The organism is Flavobacterium sp. MR2016-29 (genome assembly GCF_015350695.1).
Taxonomy (GTDB): domain Bacteria; phylum Bacteroidota; class Bacteroidia; order Flavobacteriales; family Flavobacteriaceae; genus Flavobacterium.
Genome location: NZ_JADKPU010000001.1, coordinates 1 through 20,058, shown reverse-complemented (window position 1 = coordinate 20,058; position 20,058 = coordinate 1). Strand labels below are relative to the sequence as shown.

At 31.9% G+C, this 20,058-nt stretch carries 16 protein-coding genes; 6 read left to right on the top strand and 10 right to left on the bottom strand.

Annotated features, from left to right (window positions below; genetic code table 11):
* Window positions 1–5: 5 nt before the first annotated feature.
* The 4 genes from cmk to lon all read right to left on the bottom strand — a co-directional run bounded on the left by cmk (window position 6) and on the right by lon (window position 5,172).
* Window positions 6–698, bottom strand: a complete 693-nt coding sequence (cmk, locus tag IR010_RS00080; protein WP_194565943.1) for a (d)CMP kinase — start codon at window positions 696–698, stop codon at window positions 6–8.
* Window positions 699–928: 230 nt separating this feature from the next.
* On the bottom strand, window positions 929–1,531 hold the full coding sequence (locus IR010_RS00075) for a murein L,D-transpeptidase catalytic domain-containing protein (protein ID WP_029270496.1): 603 nt from the start codon (window positions 1,529–1,531) through the stop codon (window positions 929–931).
* 4 nt (window positions 1,532–1,535) lie between these two features.
* On the bottom strand, window positions 1,536–2,555 hold the full coding sequence (porQ, locus tag IR010_RS00070; RefSeq protein ID WP_194565942.1) for a type IX secretion system protein PorQ: 1,020 nt from the start codon (window positions 2,553–2,555) through the stop codon (window positions 1,536–1,538).
* Between the two features lie 163 nt (window positions 2,556–2,718).
* Window positions 2,719–5,172 (bottom strand): endopeptidase La, encoded by a 2,454-nt coding sequence (lon, locus tag IR010_RS00065; protein WP_194565941.1) that lies wholly within the window; start codon window positions 5,170–5,172, stop codon window positions 2,719–2,721.
* A 286-nt stretch (window positions 5,173–5,458) separates the two neighbouring features.
* Here lon and IR010_RS00060 point away from each other — a divergent pair, with 286 nt between their 5' ends.
* From IR010_RS00060 to IR010_RS00045, 4 genes are read left to right on the top strand one after another with little or no spacing between them, the layout of a single operon-like run.
* Complete coding sequence (locus tag IR010_RS00060) at window positions 5,459–6,013, top strand: RNA polymerase sigma factor (protein WP_029270502.1); 555 nt, start codon at window positions 5,459–5,461, stop codon at window positions 6,011–6,013.
* Window positions 6,010–6,546 (top strand): anti-sigma factor, encoded by a 537-nt coding sequence (locus tag IR010_RS00055; protein ID WP_194565939.1) that lies wholly within the window; start codon window positions 6,010–6,012, stop codon window positions 6,544–6,546. Before IR010_RS00060 ends, IR010_RS00055 begins: the two co-directional genes overlap by 4 nt.
* The gene (locus IR010_RS00050) at window positions 6,530–7,591 is read left to right on the top strand and encodes a hypothetical protein (protein WP_194600528.1); all 1,062 of its coding nucleotides are present in this window, start codon (window positions 6,530–6,532) and stop codon (window positions 7,589–7,591) included. The genes IR010_RS00055 and IR010_RS00050 overlap by 17 nt, the downstream gene beginning before the upstream one ends.
* Window positions 7,592–7,607: 16 nt before the next feature.
* The gene (locus IR010_RS00045; protein ID WP_194565935.1) at window positions 7,608–8,333 is read left to right on the top strand and encodes a head GIN domain-containing protein; all 726 of its coding nucleotides are present in this window, start codon (window positions 7,608–7,610) and stop codon (window positions 8,331–8,333) included.
* A gap of 106 nt (window positions 8,334–8,439) precedes the next feature.
* Here the strand turns inward: IR010_RS00045 and IR010_RS00040 are convergent, their stop codons facing one another.
* The 6 genes from IR010_RS00040 to IR010_RS00015 form a co-directional block, all read right to left on the bottom strand.
* Window positions 8,440–9,747 carry an MFS transporter gene (locus tag IR010_RS00040; protein ID WP_194565933.1) on the bottom strand — a complete coding sequence of 436 codons (1,308 nt, stop codon included), beginning with the start codon at window positions 9,745–9,747 and terminating at the stop codon, window positions 8,440–8,442.
* Between the two features lie 163 nt (window positions 9,748–9,910).
* Complete coding sequence (locus tag IR010_RS00035; protein ID WP_194565931.1) at window positions 9,911–10,720, bottom strand: M48 family metallopeptidase; 810 nt, start codon at window positions 10,718–10,720, stop codon at window positions 9,911–9,913.
* 88 nt (window positions 10,721–10,808) lie between these two features.
* Window positions 10,809–13,208, bottom strand: a complete 2,400-nt coding sequence (locus tag IR010_RS00030) for a glycoside hydrolase family 31 protein (protein WP_194565929.1) — start codon at window positions 13,206–13,208, stop codon at window positions 10,809–10,811.
* A gap of 202 nt (window positions 13,209–13,410) precedes the next feature.
* Entirely contained in the window at window positions 13,411–15,315 is a 1,905-nt protein-coding gene (glgB, locus tag IR010_RS00025; protein ID WP_194600525.1) for a 1,4-alpha-glucan branching protein GlgB, read from the bottom strand.
* Between the two features lie 35 nt (window positions 15,316–15,350).
* Window positions 15,351–16,631: a glucose-1-phosphate adenylyltransferase gene (locus IR010_RS00020; RefSeq protein WP_194600522.1), complete on the bottom strand. Its 1,281-nt coding sequence runs from the start codon at window positions 16,629–16,631 to the stop codon at window positions 15,351–15,353.
* Entirely contained in the window at window positions 16,621–18,048 is a 1,428-nt protein-coding gene (locus IR010_RS00015) for a glycogen synthase (protein ID WP_194565925.1), read from the bottom strand. Before IR010_RS00015 ends, IR010_RS00020 begins: the two co-directional genes overlap by 11 nt.
* A 139-nt stretch (window positions 18,049–18,187) precedes the next feature.
* Between IR010_RS00015 and IR010_RS00010 the strand changes: the two genes are divergently transcribed.
* Window positions 18,188–19,054 carry an alpha/beta hydrolase gene (locus IR010_RS00010; protein WP_194565923.1) on the top strand — a complete coding sequence of 289 codons (867 nt, stop codon included), beginning with the start codon at window positions 18,188–18,190 and terminating at the stop codon, window positions 19,052–19,054.
* Between the two features lie 47 nt (window positions 19,055–19,101).
* Window positions 19,102–19,746, top strand: coding sequence for an endonuclease III domain-containing protein (locus IR010_RS00005; RefSeq protein WP_194600517.1), 645 nt, complete (start codon window positions 19,102–19,104; stop codon window positions 19,744–19,746).
* Window positions 19,747–20,058 lie beyond the last annotated feature (312 nt).

Here is a 20,058-nt window from a genome sequence, read left to right as displayed (position 1 = left end):
AAAAATTAAGCTGTTTTAACAACATCATTTACTAATTCTAAAACGGCAGTAAATTGTTCTTCCCTGGTTAAGTAAGAATTATCTATTTCAATTGCGTCATCGGCAATTATCAAAGGAGAATCTTCACGGTGCGTATCTATATGGTCACGATCAACCACATTCTTCAGAACTTCTTCGTATGATACATTATCACCTTTTTGCTGTAATTCGTCAAAACGACGCTGTGCACGAGTTTCAGCACTTGCCGTCATGAAAATTTTAAGTTCAGCATCTGGAAAAACTACAGTTCCTATATCTCTTCCATCCATCACAATACCTTTGTTTTTTCCCATTTCTTTTTGCTGTTCTACTAATTTAGAACGCACTTCAGAAACTTCGGCTACTTTGCTTACAAAATTTGAAACCTCAATAGTTCTAATTTGCTTTTCTATATTTTCACCATTTAAATACATTTCACCAAAACCTAAGTCAGCATTAAATTTAAATTCCAGCTGAATTTTAGGCAAAGCTTCAATTAAAGTTTTTTTATCAAAAAAGTCACCTCCGATAAGTTGATTTTTCATAGCGAAATAAGCCACAGCACGATACATAGCACCAGTATCAACATAAACATATTCTAACTCTTTTGCCAATTGTTTTGCCAAAGTGCTCTTTCCTGTTGATGAAAATCCGTCGATAGCAATGGTGATTTTTTCCAATTTTTTATTTTTTAAATTTTTGTGGGCTTAAAGTTTTAGGAAACTTTAATAATGCAAATATATTGCTTTTGCTTTTTATATGGAACAGTCTATCAGTAAGCAATAACAATATTATATGAAATACATTGCCTTATACGAAGTTATGAATTAAAATAATTTCAAAAAAAAACTATTGTTACTGATGAAAATTCCTCAATAACAATAGTTTTATATATTTCAATGAATATTTTCTAGTAATAAATATCTAGGACGATATTTGATTTTGAATTATCAATGTATTTTTCAATTCTTTTAAAGAATTGTTCGTTAACCATTGGACATCCATGACTATTACTTATATAATAATCTTGCTCTTCATAAGGCACAGCCGAGTAATAATGTAAAACAATCGCTCTTGATAAAGCATTATTGTTGGTTTCATCAAGACCTGTTAATCGATATGCTTTTCCGAAAATTCCTTTGTAGTTTTTTCCGATAACGTATCTGCCTAATGCTGTGCAGTTAGAGTTAGGCGTATTGCTAAATCTTAAACTTCCTTTTACTCCAGTTTCTGATCCAGATCCGTGAGCTACAAGACCTTGATCTAGAATTTTATTGTTTACTAAATCGTAAACAAAAAAACGGTTTTTGCCAGAAGGTATTCTCATGTCAACAAAGAAAGCAATCTTAGTATTGTATTTAGGATCAATACTAATCATATTTCTTATTTCACTTACCCTATTATTTATCCTTTCTATTTCTAAATTGGTAATGGTAGTTTCTTTTTTGTTGTAAAGTTTTGAACCCGTTAAAAACCCTACGGTAATAAACAAAAATAGATGGAATATTTTCATATAATTATTGAAAATTTAAAATTAGACCAAAAAGACTTGTATTAGCTGCCAATGTATATCTCGAATATGAATAATTAAATTTTAACCTATTCATTTTTAAACCGAATCCTAATGAAACTCCTGAAAAATTACGTTGATCTTCAACTCTTAATTCTTCTCCTCTTCTAAAATTATAACCTAAACGCAGATTAAATGCTTTTTTAGGAAATAATTCAACTCCAAAAACAACATGTCGTAAAGCGTTGTTTACGAACGAAATCTTTTCACTGCTTGTTGACCCATCAATATTAGTTTCTCCTCGAACGGGGTTCGAAAAAGAGATATTCCATTGTTGCAAATTTTCTAACGAAAGATGCCAACGAAGCGGAACATGCTCCAATTCTTGAGAAACTCCAGCAATGATTTCAAAGGGCAAATTCTCCTGTATTCCTGAATAAGTAGTAAACTGCGTACCAATGTTTCGAAATACTAGGGCCAAATTTACATAATTATTTGGAATTTCATACATAATTCCCACATCAATTGCACCGCCAATAGAATTATAAGTTTCTAAAGTAGAAGTTATTAGCTTTGTATTTACACCAATATGCAGGTCTGTAAAGGGAACATTGTAAGCGTAGCCCAGTGTCAGCGCGCCTTCACTACCTGAAAAATTTGTAGTCGCCTGCCCATTTTCATCATAACCTTCAAAGGATCCGTAATTTACATAACTGACTCCTGCGTAAAAAGTTTGTACGTGTCTGTCATAAGTATATGCATACGAAGCGGTTCCATAAGAAGCTTCTCCATAATAACTGCCATAGTTCATTGCAAGGTGATTATCCATATCCTCGTTTAAAACAGCTGGATTAAACATAACTTGATTGACATCATCATCATAAATGGTAATTGTTTTTCCTCCTAACGCTGCCTGCCTTGGCGAAGACGTTAAATTAAGGAATTGATAAGTGTAACGCCCTCCAACTTGTCCGAAAGAAACGGAGCAAACTAAGATAAAAAAAAGTAAAACAGATCGTTTTAACATGCTTTTGGGGCGATTCCTATATGGGAATAACGCAAATACAAATATAAAATTATATAACAGGAAAAATAAAATTAACTATTAAATAAATTCCAATAAAAAAAAATCCAAATTCCAATAGTAAAATTGGAATTTGGATTTTAAATATTATTTTTTTTATTGAAGTTTATTTCAATGTTTTTGCATTTTTTGCATTTTGATCCGTTAAGGCCAAAGCTAAAACTTCGCTCATTTCTTTTACATAATGAAAAGTAAGACCTTCCAGATATTCCGCTTTGATTTCATCAATATCACTTTTATTTTCGTGGCATAAAATGATTTCTTTAATCCCAGCTCTTTTTGCGGCTAGAATTTTTTCTTTAATACCTCCAACTGGCAAAACTTTTCCGCGAAGTGTAATTTCACCTGTCATCGCTAAACTTTTCTTTACTTTCTTTTGCGTCAGCAAGGAAACTAGAGAGGTCAGCATCGCAATACCTGCGCTTGGACCATCTTTTGGTGTTGCTCCTTCTGGAACGTGTAAGTGAATGTTATATTTTTGAAATAAAGCTACATCTAATCCTAACTTCTTTGCATTTGCTTTAATATATTCTAAAGCAATTGTTGCTGATTCTTTCATAACATTTCCAAGATTTCCTGTAATAGTCAGCGAACCTTTTCCTTCAGAAATTAATGATTCAATAAAAAGAATATCGCCGCCAACGCTTGTCCAGGCAAGACCTGTAACAACTCCGGCAACATCATTGTTTTCGTATTTATCACGTTCTAATCTTGGCACACCTAAAACAGTTACAATGTCTTCATCTGTAACTTTTTTATTGTACTCCTCTTCCATCGCAACTGCTTTTGCTGCATTACGAATTACTTGAGCAATCTTAGTTTCTAGATTACGAACTCCAGATTCGCGAGTGTAGCCTTCTACAATTTTTTCTAATTGTTTTTTACCAATTGTCAAATCTTTATTAGTTAGACCGTGTGCTTCTAATTGTTTAGGGAATAAATGTCTTTTAGCGATTTCTACTTTTTCTTCAATCGTATAACCTGACATTTTGATCACTTCCATTCTGTCACGCAATGCTGGCTGAATTGCAGCCATATTATTAGAGGTAGCAATAAACATTACTTTTGATAAGTCATAACCCATTTCAAGGAAATTATCATAAAAGGCATTGTTTTGTTCCGGATCTAAAACTTCTAATAAAGCTGAAGAAGGATCGCCGCTGTTTCCGCTTGATAATTTATCAATTTCATCTAAAATAAAAACTGGATTTGATGTTCCGGCTTTTTTCAAACTTTGTATAATACGGCCTGGCATTGCACCAATATAGGTTTTCCTGTGTCCGCGAATCTCAGCTTCGTCACGAAGACCACCTAATGAAATACGTACATATTCACGGCCTAGAGCTTCAGCTACAGAACGCCCAATAGATGTTTTTCCAACTCCCGGAGGCCCTGTCAAACAAATAATTGGCGATTTCATGTCATTTCTCAGTTTTAAAACTGCTAAATGTTCAATCATTCTTTTTTTAACTTCTTCAAGTCCAAAATGATCCTTATCTAATATTTTTTGAGCAAATTTTAAATCGAATTTATCTTTAGAATATTCACCCCAAGGCAATTCTAAAAACAATTCTAAATAGTTGCGCTGAATTCCAAAATCAGGAGATTGGGGATTCATGCGACGCATTTTAGACAATTCCTTTTCGAAATGTTTCTGCGTTTTTTCATCCCATTTTTTGGTTTTCGCTTTCAGTCCCATTTCGTCCATTTCTTCTTCCTGCGAAACGCCTCCCAATTCTTCCTGAATTGTTTTCATTTGCTGGTGCAAGAAATATTCACGTTGCTGCTGATCTAAATCAAAACGAACTTTGGACTGAATGTCATTCTTCAATTCTAATTTTTGAAGCTCTACATTCATATAACGCAAAGTCTCTAAAGCGCGTTCTTTTAATCCATTTATCGAAAGAAGACCTTGTTTTTCTTTTACGGATAAATTCATATTAGAAGAAACAAAATTGATTAAAAACGACTGGCTTTCAATGTTTTTAATCGCAAAAGTAGCTTCTGAAGGAATATTTGGACTTTCTTTGATAATTTGAATCGCTAATTCTTTAACAGAATCTAAAATAGCGGTAAACTCAGTATCATTTTCATCAGGACGTTCTTCTGAAACCTCTTTAATAGTAGCTGTCATATAAGGTTCTTCTGAAACAACTTCATCAATTTCAAAACGTTTTTTTCCTTGCAAAATAACCGTAACATTTCCGTCAGGCATTTTTAAAACGCGCAGAATTCTTGCTACAGTTCCTATTTTATGAATATCCTCTTTTGATGGATCTTCGTCTTCTTCATTAATTTGAGAAACTACGCCAATAATTTTTCCTGCTGCATTGGCATCGTTTATAAGCTTTATAGATTTATCTCTTCCTGCAGAAATTGGAATAACAACTCCTGGAAATAAAACAGTATTACGTAAAGGCAAAATTGGCAACGAAAGAGGCAGCTCTTCGTTATTCATTTCTTCTTCGTCTTCTGGAGTTAATAATGGAATTAATTCTGCTTCTGAATCAAATTCTTGAAGTGACAGATTGTCAATGGTAAGTATTTTATGGTTTGACATAATAATATATAAGTCGTTTTGTCATTAAAAGTTTTATTCTAACTATAAAAATAACATTAGATAAGGCAGTTTTAAGTAAAACTTTGCTAAGCGTTTCATTTACAAGATAGGCGATAAAAATAGACAATCATTATGCCAAAAGCAAAAAAATAGACTTTGGAAATTCAAATTAGAGATCAATTAATACTGAGAAACGCACTATTTTAAAAAAAATTACAATTAATTTTATCAAAAGTGTAACATATCAAAAAAAGTAAAGTCCTTATAAAAAACTAGCAACCATTACTTGAGCATAACCAATCAAAATATCGAAGAATTAATCGCGCTTTGTAGAGAAAACAATCAAAAGGCACAATTCGAAATTTACAATCGTTACAGTAAAGCCATGTACAATGTGGCGTATCGTATTGTAAAAGACGAACATTTTGCACAAGACGTCATGCAAGAAGGTTTTTTGAAAGCGTTTACAAAAATAAACGACTACAAACAAGAAGTCGCTTTTGGGGCGTGGCTAAAGAAAATCGTTGTCAATTACAGCATTGATTTCTATAAGAAGAACAACACTTTCCAGTTCGAAGATCTGAGCAAAACGCTTTATAAAATCGAAGAAAATGACAGCTTTTTTTCTGAAAATATTGATTTGGATTCACTTAAAGTAAAAGAGGTTCTAAATGCTATTTTGGATTTAAAAGATAATTACCGAATGGTATTGACGCTCTTTTTTATTGAAGGTTATGACCAAGAAGAAATTTGCGAAGTTTTGAATATTAGCTATGCGAACTGCAGAACTACGTTAAGCAGAGCTAAAGAAAGTTTACGAAAAAAATTAGAGGAAATATGAAAAAGGAAAATGACGATTTAGAGCAATTATTCAGCAAGTTTGAGAATCAATGGGATGTTCATGAAATGAATTCTGATCATCAAATAGATTTCTTAAATAAATTAAACACAAAAAAGCCAAAGAAAAAAAATTACTGGTTCGTGACTGCTATTGCAGCTTCGATAGTTTTAATGCTGGGAATATCTGTTTTTTACAAAAATGAAAAACCTAAAGAATTCAAATTTGCATCTAAGGAAACACAGCGAACTGATTCTATTTTCTCAATATTAATTGATAATGAACTCGTAAAACTGAAACAAAAAAGTTCACCTGAAAACGAACAAATTATCAATGACGCATTGAAGCAAATGAAAGTTTTTGATGCGGATTATCAAAAAATTATTAATGAATTGCAAAAGAATGGCGAAAACAAGCAAATAATTTATGCCATGATCAGCAATCTGCAAACTCGAATTTCATTTTTGCAGACCGTTTTACAGCGAATTGAAGAAAACGAAAATCTAAAAAACACCACTGATGAAAAAACATTATAAAATTCTTATTCTATTTATTTTGATTCCTTTTTTAGGATTCTCAAATGACTATACTTTTATTTCAAAACAAAAAAATATTAAAAAAACGTTTATCGTAAACTCGAATGCAGGAATTGATATTGACAATAAATATGGCAACATTTCAATATCTACATGGGATGAAGACAAAATTGACCTTGACATCACGATTAAAGTAACAGGAGGAAATGAGACTTGGGTTAATGAAAAATTAAATAGTATTGATGTTGATATTACAGCACTGAAATCAATGGTTACAGCAATTACCAAACTTGGAAATTCTTCTTTAAAAAGCAAAGGGAGCAGCAATAGTTTTGAAATTAATTATGTGATAAAGATTCCAAAAAACGGAACTGTGAAATTGCTGAATAAATACGGAAATATTAACGCTATTTCTTTAGAAGGTTCTACAGATATTACGTGCAAATATGGGAAGGTTGTACTCGGAAAATTAAATAATACAGCTAATAGAATTCAGATTGAATATTGCCAAAATTCGACTATTGATTATATTAAAAACGGAACAATCGAAGCGAAATATTCTGGTTTAAAAATAAACGACTCGGGCAATTTAAATCTTGATACGAGCTATAGTGATTTAGTTCTTTCTGATGGTCAAAACATTAAGTATGACTGTAATTACGGAAATTTAAAATTTCAGAAAATAAATTCATTCTCAGGATCAGGAAATTATCTTACGATCTCTATTGCCGAAATTTCTAATAGTGTAAATGTAGAAACGAATTACAGCAAACTAAATATTTCTACCATAACCAGCAAAGCGAATAATGTAAATATAAACTCAGGTTATTCTGACGTTTCGCTGGGTTATGACATAAATTATGCTTTTGATTTTGATATTAATACTAAATACGGAAATATTAAAAGCGACAACACTTTGAATATTTCAGTAAACGAAAGCAAAAATACAAGCAAAAGAATAAGCGGATTCAATAAGAAAAAAGGACAGAATAAAGTAGTAATAACTTCTAACTACGGAAACGTAGCATTAATCAAAAGACAATAATCAAAATATTAAACCAATGAAAAAATTTATTCAATTAACAGTTTGTGGTGCATTTTTAATAAGTTTTATGACGAATGCACAATCAAATAAAATTACCGGGAATGGTAAAGTAACAACAGACACAAGAACGACTTCAGAATATGACGCAATAAAAATTTCTGGTTCTTTTGATGTCGACTTAGTTGCAGGAAAAGAGGGCAAAATTATATTGAAAGGAGAAGAAAATATTCTAGATGCAATTATTGTTGAAGTAGAAGAAAATACTTTGAAAATTTATGTAAAGAAAAATACTAACATTCGTTCAAGTATTGGCAAAAAAGTTCAAGTTACAGTTCCGTTCGATAAAATTTCTGAATTAAGTTTGGCTGGATCAGGAGATATTCAATCGAAAAGCACAATCAAAAATGATAAATTCCTGGCTAAACTTTCTGGTTCTGGAAACTTTGATTTAGCAATAGATTCAAGCTCTTTAGAACTTAATTTAAGTGGATCTGGAAATGTTCATTTAAAAGGAAATGCTTCTAATTTCACAACAAAACTTTCTGGATCTGGTGATATTGATGCTTCTGATTTAAAATCTAAAAATGTAGATGTAAATGTTTCAGGTTCTGGAAATAGCAAAGTAAATTGCAACGAAAGCTTAACTGCAAGAGTTTCTGGTTCGGGAGATATTAAATATACGGGGAATCCAGAAAAAAGAGATGTAAAAGTTTCTGGTTCAGGAAATATTTCAAAAGCATAAATTAAAAAGCTCAATAATAAAAGATTTCAAAAATCATCTAATCAAAAAAAGAACAGAATCTTCGTCTTTATTATTGAGCTTTCTAAATAAAAACTAGTGGGGTGTCTTATTCATTTAAGACACCTTTTTTTGGTACTCTTCTTAACAATAAAACTCCAATGGCAAAAAATAATGCTAAAATTACGATTGCAAATCTTGGACTTCCTGTAATCTGATCAATTATTCCGTAAATGCACATTCCAATTACAATTCCGATTTTCTCGGCCACATCATAAAAACTAAAAAATGAGGCAGTATCTTCTGATTCAGGCAATAATTTAGAATAGGTTGAGCGTGATAATGCCTGAATTCCACCCATAACAAAACCAATTAAAGTTGCCATAACGTAAAAATGAATTGGCAATGTTATAAAATAAGCCAAAATACATAATACAACCCAAATACAATTTATAACAATCAAAGTTGGAATATTTCCAAATTTAGCTGATGCTCTTGATGTTAAAAATGCTCCAATTATCGCGACCAGCTGAATTACTAATATGCAGATAATTAGTCCTACTGTGCTTTCGCTTTCCGAAGACCATTTAATTTCTTGTGCTCCAAAGTAAGTCGCAACAATCATAACGGTTTGAACAGCCATGCTGTAAACAAAAAAACTTCCTAAATATCGTTTTAAAGAAATATTTTCTCCTAGTAATTTCCAAACTTTTTTCAATTCCTTAAAACCGTTAAAAATTACATCTTTAGTAACTTTCTGATTCTCTTTACTATTTCCTTTTGGCAAATAATAATAGGTATATTGACTGAAAAGAATCCACCAAATGCCAACCATCAAGAATGAGCAGCGCATTGCTACCATTGCATCTGCAACATTTTCGGCTCCCATAATCATAGTTAAATTTACCACCAATAAAACAACACTGCCTATATAACCTAAAGAATATCCTTTGGCACTTAATTTATCCTGTTGTTCAGGAAAAGCAATATCTGGCAAATAAGAGTTGTAAAAAACCAAACTTCCCCAGAAGCCTATTAATCCTAAAAAATAAAAAAGTATTCCTACATAAATATCTTCAAGCTTAAACCAATACAATCCTATACATGACAAGGCGCCCATGTAGCAAAAAAATTTCATAAATATTTTTTTATTACCAACATAATCAGCAATACCTGATAAAAATGGTGAAATAAAAGCAACTGCTAAAAACGCTGCAGCGGTAACAAAACTTATTAAAGCAGAATTTTTAAGATTCATACCAAAGACATCGATATAATGATCTCTATTTAAAAATAACTTTTCATAAAAAATAGGAAAAACTGCCGATGAAATAACTAATGGATAAACAGAATTAGCCCAATCGTAAAAAGCCCATGCATTTAATAATTTTTTATCTCCTTTAGGTAGGTTTCTCATAAAAATGATTTAGTTAATTGGTTACGAATTTATCCATTTTTTATCATAATCAAAGTGATTTTTTCTAAATCTATATTATTAAATTATAAACTTTTTAGAATCTGAATTCGCATAAAAAAAGCTACTCTTAAAGAATAGCTTTTATATTTTTTTTGAGATATTATTATCTGATTACACCTACTTTAAGTGCTGTAGCTTTTGCTTCAGGAATTAATTTTTTCAAATTTGCAATTCTTGTCGCATCTGATGGATGGGTGCTCATAAATTCTGGCGTTCCACCTCCTGCATTGGCAGACATTCTTGTCCAAAATGTAATAGAGTCATCTGGATTATATCCAGCAATTGCCATTAATGTTAATCCTATTTTATCTGCTTCACTTTCGTTGCTTCTGCTAAATGGAAGCATCACTCCCACTTCAGAACCTAATCCGTAAGCTTGCGAAAATATTTGTCTTGTTGATTCAGATTTAGAACTTGTTGCTGCATCTAATGCTGCACCTCCAATTTGCTGTAACTGTGCTGCACTCATTCTCTGTGCACCATGATTGGCCAAAGCGTGAGACACTTCATGTCCTAAAACTGTGGCTAAGCCAGCATCATCTTTTGTAATTGGTAAAATTCCTGAATACACCACAATTTTTCCTCCTGGCATACACCATGCATTAACTTCTTTATTTTCGACTAATTTGTATTCCCAGCGGTAATCTTGTAAATATTGTGTCTGTCCTAAATAAGTTAAATATTTTTCGGCGGCAGCTTTAATTCTTGAACCAACAGTTTCAACTCTTCTTGCATCTGCAGTTCCTGTGATAACTTTGTTTTCAGCAATAAATTTATTGTATTCCTGAAAAGCAGTTGGGAATAATTCGCTGTTTGAAACAAAATTCAAGTTCTGTTTTCCTGTAATCGGATTAGTTGCGCAGGCACTACACAAGAGCACTGTTGAAGCCGCTATAAGTAAATAATTTTTCATATTTTTTAATTTTAATTTAAAGTAAAAATACGAAAATCATAATTTCGAAATCTTACATAATTAACATAAAAACTATCATAATTTTTACTTATTCTCCAATTATATGAAGTTCATTGAATTCTTTATCAACAATTAAGAAATGGTCTGTATCAAAGCTAACTTGATCAAATGCCACTTTTTCATTATCAATTTCAATTTCAGTTACTCTAAAAGGCAATCCAATTAAATTGATTTTATATTTACTGTATGGTGTATCGTACTTTCCTTCTTTATGAAGCTGCACAATTAATTCTTTCTCTTTCCCGATGGTTCTAAAAGATAAAAAGCTGTAACGTCCTTTTTTATAATCATAACCATCTTGTGCGTCTTCATAAACAACAGATTTTTCTTTACCCTGTTTAAAGTATAAATCAAGTGTCAATTCATCAAACTCAAGTTCCCCAACATATTGCTGCACCGGATATTTTGGAATTATTGCACCTGCTTTTACAAAAACCGGGATTTCATCAAATTTAGTATCAACCCAAACTTCTCTTCCCCCGGTAGTAAACTCATTTGTCCAGTAATTATACCATTCTCCTCTAGGTATATACATACGTCTGCCTACAGCATTAGGTTCAAGAATTGGGCAAACTAAAATTTGATTTCCAAAGATGAATTCATCATTTCGGTAATGAGTTTGAGTATCATCTTGATCGTAATATACTAAAGGTTTTAACATCGGAATTCCTTCTTCAATATATTGCCAAAACATGGTATATAAATAAGGAAGCAATTGATAACGAAGACTTACAAATTTTCGAGTAATATTGATTACTTCTTCATCAAAAGCCCAGGGTTCCTGATTGCCATGATCTCCAGATGAGTGGGTTCTGCAGAAAGGATGAAAAACACCAAGCTGAATCCAACGCGCATATAATTCTCCCGTTGGCTGTTCCGCAAAACCTCCAATATCAGAACCTGTAAAACCCATTCCCGAAATACACATTCTCTGAACTTGGATATTAGCAATCCATAAATGTTCCCAAGTTGCAACGTTATCTCCTGTCCATGAAGACGTATAACGTTGTGCACCAGAATAAGCAGATCTTGTTATTACGAAAGGACGTTTAGGATAAGCAAAACGTTTTACACCATGATAAGTTGCTCTGGCCATTTGTGTGCCATAAATATTATGTGCTTTTCTATGACTACAAGGATTTCCGTCATAAGAATGACGAACATCCATCGGGAAAGTCTTATTAGGAACCTCCATTACAGCTGGTTCATTCATATCATTCCATACACCTTTTACGCCAATGTCTGAAATTAATTCTTTAAATAATCCAGCCCACCATTCTCTAACTACAGGATTTGTATAATCTGGAAAATTACATTCTCCCGGCCAAACTTTTCCTTTCATATAAGGACCGTCGGCTCTTTTGCAGAAATAATCTTTTTCTAAAGCTTCCTGATAAACCCAATAATCTTTATCAATTTTAATTCCAGGATCGATGATTACAACCGTTTTAAAACCATCTTCAGCCAATTCTGCCACCATTCTTTTTGGATCTGGAAAATATTCTTTACTCCATGTAAAACATCTAAAACCTTCCATATAATCAATATCCAAATAAATGGCATCGCACGGAATTTTTAATTCTCTAAACTTTGATGTGATTTCTTTTACCTTACTTTCAGGATAATAGCTCCACTTACATTGATGATATCCTAAAACCCATAATGGCGGCAATTCAGGCTTACCTGTAAGATCAGTATAAGTAGTTACTACATCTTCCATTTGTGGGCCATAAATAAAATAATAGTTCATTTCACCGCCTTCTGCCCAAAAACTGGAAACATTTCTTCTTTCCTGACAAAAATCAAAGAAAGTTCTGAAGGTATTATCAAAGAAAATGCCGTAAGATTGTTTATTATGTAAGCCAATATAAAATGGAACTACTTTATACAAAGGCTCTTGATCTTTTTGGTACGCATATTGATCTGTAGCAAAATTTTCGAGTCTTTTGCCTTTTAAATTCATTTGAGTGGCTTTGTCGCCAAGACCGTAAAAACATTCTCCATCTTTAGAAGATTTGCTCATTTTTACGATATTACCTCCATATTCGTAACTTTCTTCCCAATGAAAACCAAGTTCATCTTCGAGAATTAAAAAATCGCTTAAATCGTAAATAGACAAACGAAGATCTGCTTTTTGAATTTTGCATTTAACCTTACTGGTTCTAATTTGAAAATAAGTCTCTTCTTCTGTAAGTTCTAAAAAATTATAACCGTGAAGCTGTGTTTTATCTATTGCATACGAAAAATCATTGCTGAAATAACCTTTTGTAGTAAAGCGAAATCGGATTAAACTGTCTCTAAGAATAGTGACTTTTAAGATTACTTTATTATCTGTATGAAAAAAAATGGAATCGCCTTCATGCTCATGCGAAACGATTTTTGATGGATATAAATCGCCTTTATATTCTAATGATGTATTTGTAATCATATCGCTAATGAATTAATTATATAACGCTAATCTCTATTTCAAACATACAAAAAAAGTTAGTAAACGACTATGAATAAAAGGTTTATTAACGAAAACGTTTTTTATGAATGAGTGCTAAATTAGCCATCCAAAAAACGACAATTCGATAATTTAAGCACGCAAAACTGATAAAACAGAATTAAGAAAAATAATTATTGAGACTTTATGCGAAAGAATAAACAGTCACACTTAGCGGAGGCAAGATTAATTCGACAGAATAATCTCTTCCATCGTAAGGCGAAGATTCAATTTTAATTGTTTTAATATTACAAACACCGCTTCCTCCGTAAATAACAGCATCACTATTAAAAATCTCTTCTAATTGACCTTTTTGTGAAATTCCGATTCTGTAATTTTCTCTAACTACTTGTGTAAAATTGCAAACTATAACTACATTTTGATCAGGATTATTTCCTTTTCGAATATAAGATAAAACAGCATTTTGATGATCTGAATAATTAATCCATTCAAAACCTTCACCAGTAAACTGTTTTTGATATAAAGCTGGACATGATTTATACAATTGATTTAAATCTGTAACTAACTTTTTTATTCCAGAATGATAATCATATTGAAGCAAATGCCAATCTAAGCTTTTCTCAAAATTCCATTCGTCGCTTTGGCCAAATTCAGATCCCATGAATAATAATTTGGTTCCTGGGTGCGTAAACATATATCCATACAGCAATCTCAAATTTGCAAACTTTTGCCATTCATCGCCAGGCATTTTATTAGCAATAGATTTTTTTCCATAAACGACTTCATCGTGAGAAAATGGAAGCATAAAATTTTCAGTAAACGCATAAGTCATTGAAAAAGTTAGATCGTTTTGATGGTATTTTCGGTAGACTGTTTCTTTTTGAAAATATTTTAAAGTATCATGCATCCAGCCCATCATCCATTTCATTCCAAATCCCAAACCTCCAGTAAACGTTGGTCTGGAAACCATCGGAAAAGAAGTGCTTTCCTCAGCAATAGTCTGAACTCCATCAAAATTAGCATAAATTACTTCATTGAATTCTTTAAGAAAACTTATAGTATCAAGGTTTTCTCTTCCGCCATAAATATTTGGTTCCCACTCACCTTCTTCTCGAGAATAATCAAGATATAACATCGAAGCAACTGCATCAACTCTCAATCCATCGACGTGATAAAGCTGCAGCCAAAAAACCGCATTGCTAATAAGAAAGGCACGAACTTCATTACGCCCATAATTAAAAACTAAACTTTTCCAATCCGGATGATACCCTTTTCTGCGGTCGGGATGTTCGTATAAATGTGAGCCGTCAAAGAACCCTAAACCGTGCGCATCATCAGGAAAATGTGATGGAACCCAGTCTAAAATTACGCCAATACCAGCCTCATGCAATTTATCGACTAAAACCATAAAATCCTGCGGTTTGCCAAAACGAGAAGTTGGAGCAAAATATCCTGTCAATTGATAACCCCAAGAAGGATCATAAGGATATTCCATTATAGGCATAAACTCCACATGCGTAAAACCCATTTCTTTTACATATGCAACTAAATCATCTGCTAATTCTAAATACGTCAAAAAACGATTATGATCAGCTCGTTTCCAAGATCCTAAATGCACTTCATAAACCGAATATGGTTTGTCTAATGCATTATTTTGTTGGCGAGTATTCATCCATTTTTCGTCTTTCCAATTGTAATCCAAATCCCAAATAACTGAAGCGGTATGAGGTGGTTTTTCACAATAAAGAGAAAAAGGATCTGCTTTTTCAGTTACAATTCCATCAATATTCGACTGGATTTTATATTTATAGAGTGTTCCCTTTGCAATCTCAGGTATAAATCCTTCCCAAATGCCAGAAGAATCCCAACGAACCTGTAAAAGATGTTCGCCTTGTGTCCAATAATTAAAGTCGCCCACAACAGAGACAGAGTGTGCAGTTGGAGCCCAAACTGCAAAATAAACACCTTTTACTCCATTAACTTCAACTAAATGCGCTCCTAATTTTTCGTATAATTTGAAGTGTTTTCCTGCTTTGAATAAATCAATATCAAAATCAGTAAATAGAGAATGCGTGATTACTTTAGACATATATAGTTTTTAAGGCAATAATTAATTTTAAGTATTTATTCAATTCTAAAATTATCAGAAAGAACAGCTCCTTTTTTTATAACAATAATTCCGTCTTTAATACTGTATAAATCGTTTGTAAAATTATCTAAATGTTTGCCTCCATTAATATGTACATTATTTCCTATACGTACATTTTTATCCACAAGCGCATTTTTTATAAAACAATTTTCACCTATTCCAACATGAATTTTATTGATCGTGCTTTCATGATTCATTTCGTCAAGATCCTGATAGAAATCATTTCCCATTACATAGCAATTTTCAAGCACCGTTCCCACACCAATTCTAGAGCGAATACCAATTACTGAGCTTTTAATTTCTTTTGCATTAATAATACATCCTTCAGAAATTAAAGACTGATTTATAATTGAGTTTCTAAATTTTGACGGTGGCAATAATCTCGGTCTGGTAAAAATTTTATTCTCATTATCGAATAAATTAAACTCCGGAATATCTGCCGTTAAACCAATATTGGCTTCAAAAAATGATTCTATATTTCCAATATCTGTCCAATATCCTTCATATTGATAACTTAGTATTTTATGTTTTCCAACTGCTTCGGGAATAATTTCTTTTCCAAAATCTTTAGTTTCAGGATTGCACATTAATTCTACCAGTAATGGCTTATTAAAAATATAAATCCCCATTGATGCAAGATATTTTTTACCTTTTTCCTGCATTTGCTCACTTACTTCAGATTCCCATTCTGGCAATAATGAAGGATGTGGTTTTTCAATGAAGGCCTGAATCCTATTTTCATGATCCGTTTTAAGAATTCCAAATTCTGGTGCATCTTTAGCATTAACAGGTAAGGTTGCAATAGAAATTTCTGCGTCTGCGGCAATATGTGCTTCTAACATTTCGTTAAAATCCATTTGATACAATTGATCACCAGAAAGAATTAAAGCATGGTCAAAATCGTGTTTCAAAAAATGCGACATACATTGTCTAACGGCATCGGCAGTTCCCTGAAACCAGGTTGGGTTATCTGGAGTTTGCTCAGCAGCTAGAATATCAACAAATGACTGACTGAAAATGCTAAAATTAAAAGTGTTTTTGATATGTGCATTTAATGATGCAGAGTTAAACTGTGTCAAAACAAATATTTTAAATATATCAGAATTGATACAATTTGAAATAGGAATATCAACCAATCTGTATTTTCCACCAATCGGAACTGCCGGCTTTGATCTTGTTTCTGTTAAAGGGAACAAACGCGAACCCTGGCCTCCTCCTAAAATAATAGCAACTACATTTTTCTTTTTAAACTTCATTTTTCTCAATTATTAAGTTGTATATCTCGATATATTCTTGGCAAACACTTTCCCAGGAATGGTCAGTTTCCATTCCTATTTTTCTAATTTTATTAAAATTTGCTCTGTCAGCGTACAATTTTACAGCACGATTTATAGAATAGCAAATATCTCCAACTGAAGCCTGATCATGGCAAATTCCGTTTCCATCATCACCAAAATCAATTACCGTATCTCGCAAACCTCCTGTTCTTCTAACAATCGGAATTGTACCATATCGCAAAGCATACATTTGGTTTAATCCGCAAGGTTCTACTCTAGATGGCATTAAAATATAATCTGATCCAGCATATATTAAATGCGCTAATTCTTCATTATAACCAATAAAAACATTGTAATTTCCTTTATAATCATTTCGTAATTGCACTAACTGCTCTTCGATAATTAAACTTCCTGATCCTAAAATTAAGATATTTATATTCTCGAAATTCTCAGAAAGTGCTAAAGCAGAGGCTTGTGGCAGTAAATCGCCTCCTTTCTCCTCAAATAATCTTCCTATAAAACTAAAAAGCGGTTTTGTCGGATCTAATTCAAATTGTTCGCATAATTTTTCCTTATTTTTCTGTTTTCCTATTTCAAAAGTTTCAATTGAATAATTAGCCTCTATCATTTGATCTCTTAGCGGATCCCAAACTTCAATATCAATTCCATTTAAAATTCCCTTTGATTTACTTTTAACTGAATTGAACAACGACTCCAATCCATTTGCTGCATGATTAATTTCATTTAAATAACTAGGAGAAACGGTTGTAACTGCATGTGCGCACTTAACACCAACTGCTAATGAATTCAAAGAATTATTCCACTCCAAAAATCCAACATGAATTAAATTGAACTCAGGCAAATAATGCAATTTGTCAAAGCCAAACCAGCCTTGGTACAAACCATTATGAATTGTTATTACAGTTCTAACACTTTGCAGAAGTTCATATTTATACGCATATTTAACCAAAAACGGAATCAATCCGGTATGATGGTCATGACAATTAATAACATCCGGAATTGTTTTTCTTGCTAAAATCCAATCTAATACAGCAATTTGAAAAGATAAAAATCTTTCGATATCATCTTCATATCCATAAATATTTGGACGATTAAACAATTCATCAATTTCTACCAGATATAATTCATAACCGAGTTTATTTGTTGTCTCCCTTAAAATACTAAACGGAAAATCAAAATTTCCAAGCTTAACACTTCCCCAATGAACACATTCAAAATCATTTTGTTTTCTAAATTTTGTATCATAACAAGGAACTACAACTCTAACTTTATGCCCTGCATTTGTCTGATACTTAGGCAATGCGCCAACTACATCAGCTAAACCTCCAACCTTTGCCATTGGGTAACATTCTGCACTGATATGAAATATTTCCATTTTAGAACTTTATAAACCTATTAATATCTTAATTTGAAAAGTATTTTTGAAACAAACCTGTATTTATTGTACTACTTTTATGTTTCCTAAATTTAGGAAAAAATAAGCAAACTAAAGACTCCAAAAAAAAATTATTGATATGACAAAAAAGACTACTAATCCTACGCAATCTTTAAAAATTCCACAGTTTATCATATTATCAAGTAGAATATGCACTTTTATTTCAACTAAGCTAGGAACAAAATATGCAGGAAGACTTTTTACAACACCAATAAAACATAAGGTTCCAAAAAGAGAGCTAGACATGGACCATAAGAGCATTCAAAAAACGGTTTATGTACCTAGTATTAACAAAAGCATTATTACTTATGAATATGGAAAAAGTGAACGAAAGATTTTATTAGTTCATGGATGGTCAGGCAGAGGCACACAGCTCTTTAAAATAGCCGATGAGCTTTTAAAAATTGGATATTCTACAATTAGTTTTGATGCTCCTGCACATGGTAAATCTAAAGGAAAAACCACAATAATGTCTGAATTTATTGCTTCCATATTAGAAATTGAAAAACAGTTTGGTGCTTTTGAAATTGCAATTGGACATTCATTAGGAGGAATGTCTGTTTTGAATGCAATAAAAGATGGCTTTCAGGTAAAGAAAGCTGTAATCATTGGAAGTGGTGATATTGTGCAGGATATTTTGGAGGAGTTTATTGCAAAATTAGGTCTAAAGAAAAAAATGAGTGAACATCTTCGAGATCTTTTTGAAGATAAATATAAAGTTAAAATGGATGACTTTTCAGCATATAAAGCGGCACAAAAAATAAAAATTCCAGTTTTAGTAATTCATGATAACGATGATCCAGAAGTTCCAGTAAAAGCAGGAATTCATATTTATCAACATTTAATGGAAGGAACCTTATTTTTGACAGATGGTTTAGGACATAGAAAAATATTAGGAAATCAAAATGTTATAAAAAAAATACTAGATTTCATTAAAATCACTTAATTTTATAAGAGTTGCAAATATTTATTTCATTTAAAAAGAAAATTAAAATGGATTTATTTGGAGAAAAATTGAATTGGGAAACAAAATTAAAACCAATTTTAAAAAAATATAAAGGAAAAAAACATCCTTTAGAATATGAAAACACCTATCAGTTAATGATTATGGTGATTTTGTCAGCGCAAGATTCAGATGCAAATATTAATAAAATTGCTCCAGCTTTATTTGAAAAGTATTCTACATTAAAAAGTTTATCCAAAGCAGATTCTGACACACTCATACCTTATATTAGCAAAGTTCGAAATTATCCAACAAAGGCAAAATGGCTTTTAGAAATTGCTCAAACTATTAAAAATGACGAAGATATTCCTTTAACCATGGATGGATTGACAGCCTTAAAAGGTATTGGAAGAAAATCTGCAAATGTAATTTTAAGAGAAACTAACAAACCTGCTGAAGGTATTATAGCTGATTTACATGTTATTAGAGTAGCTCCACGAATCGGAATAATAAAAGAAAGTAAAGACGGAAATAAAGTTGAAAAAGATTTAATGCAAGCATTACCTAAAAATATCTGGTCGGAAATTGGAATGGCAATTTCATTTTTAGGAAGAGAAACCTGCAGACCTACTCCAAAATGTGAAGAATGTTTATTGACAGATATTTGCCGCTATTATTTAACCCAAGTCATTTAAAACTGCTACTTGCGCCCAGTATCCATTAAGTATACAATCTTCCATAATTTTCTTTTGTTTAATAAAGTAAAAGTGTTTAGACCCTAATGACATAATTGTAATTCAAATAAAATTTATAAGGAGTCTAAACATCCTTCATTGTGATTTGAATATTGTAGCTTAAAATCTTGTCTTAAAATTCATATTTGAAGGAATTAAAAGCAAAAATTACAAATTGTCACTTAATAAACAAGTAGTATAAAAAGATAAATGGACTTCTATAATTCGTAGTAGAATCTATAGAACATTATTTTTAGAAAAGGGTGCAAAACA

Coding starts and splice junctions, on each gene's coding strand:
- IR010_RS00075 (WP_029270496.1), bottom strand. CDS start 1,531: ATGAAAATATTCCATCTATTTTTGTTTATTACCGTAGGGTTTTTAACG.
- porQ (WP_194565942.1), bottom strand. CDS start 2,555: ATGTTAAAACGATCTGTTTTACTTTTTTTTATCTTAGTTTGCTCCGTT.
- lon (WP_194565941.1), bottom strand. CDS start 5,172: ATGTCAAACCATAAAATACTTACCATTGACAATCTGTCACTTCAAGAA.
- IR010_RS00055 (WP_194565939.1), top strand. CDS start 6,010: ATGAAAAAGGAAAATGACGATTTAGAGCAATTATTCAGCAAGTTTGAG.
- IR010_RS00050 (WP_194600528.1), top strand. CDS start 6,530: ATGAAAAAACATTATAAAATTCTTATTCTATTTATTTTGATTCCTTTT.
- IR010_RS00045 (WP_194565935.1), top strand. CDS start 7,608: ATGAAAAAATTTATTCAATTAACAGTTTGTGGTGCATTTTTAATAAGT.
- IR010_RS00040 (WP_194565933.1), bottom strand. CDS start 9,747: ATGAGAAACCTACCTAAAGGAGATAAAAAATTATTAAATGCATGGGCT.
- IR010_RS00035 (WP_194565931.1), bottom strand. CDS start 10,720: ATGAAAAATTATTTACTTATAGCGGCTTCAACAGTGCTCTTGTGTAGT.
- IR010_RS00030 (WP_194565929.1), bottom strand. CDS start 13,208: ATGATTACAAATACATCATTAGAATATAAAGGCGATTTATATCCATCA.
- glgB (WP_194600525.1), bottom strand. CDS start 15,315: ATGTCTAAAGTAATCACGCATTCTCTATTTACTGATTTTGATATTGAT.
- IR010_RS00020 (WP_194600522.1), bottom strand. CDS start 16,631: ATGAAGTTTAAAAAGAAAAATGTAGTTGCTATTATTTTAGGAGGAGGC.
- IR010_RS00015 (WP_194565925.1), bottom strand. CDS start 18,048: ATGGAAATATTTCATATCAGTGCAGAATGTTACCCAATGGCAAAGGTT.
- IR010_RS00010 (WP_194565923.1), top strand. CDS start 18,188: ATGACAAAAAAGACTACTAATCCTACGCAATCTTTAAAAATTCCACAG.
- IR010_RS00005 (WP_194600517.1), top strand. CDS start 19,102: ATGGATTTATTTGGAGAAAAATTGAATTGGGAAACAAAATTAAAACCA.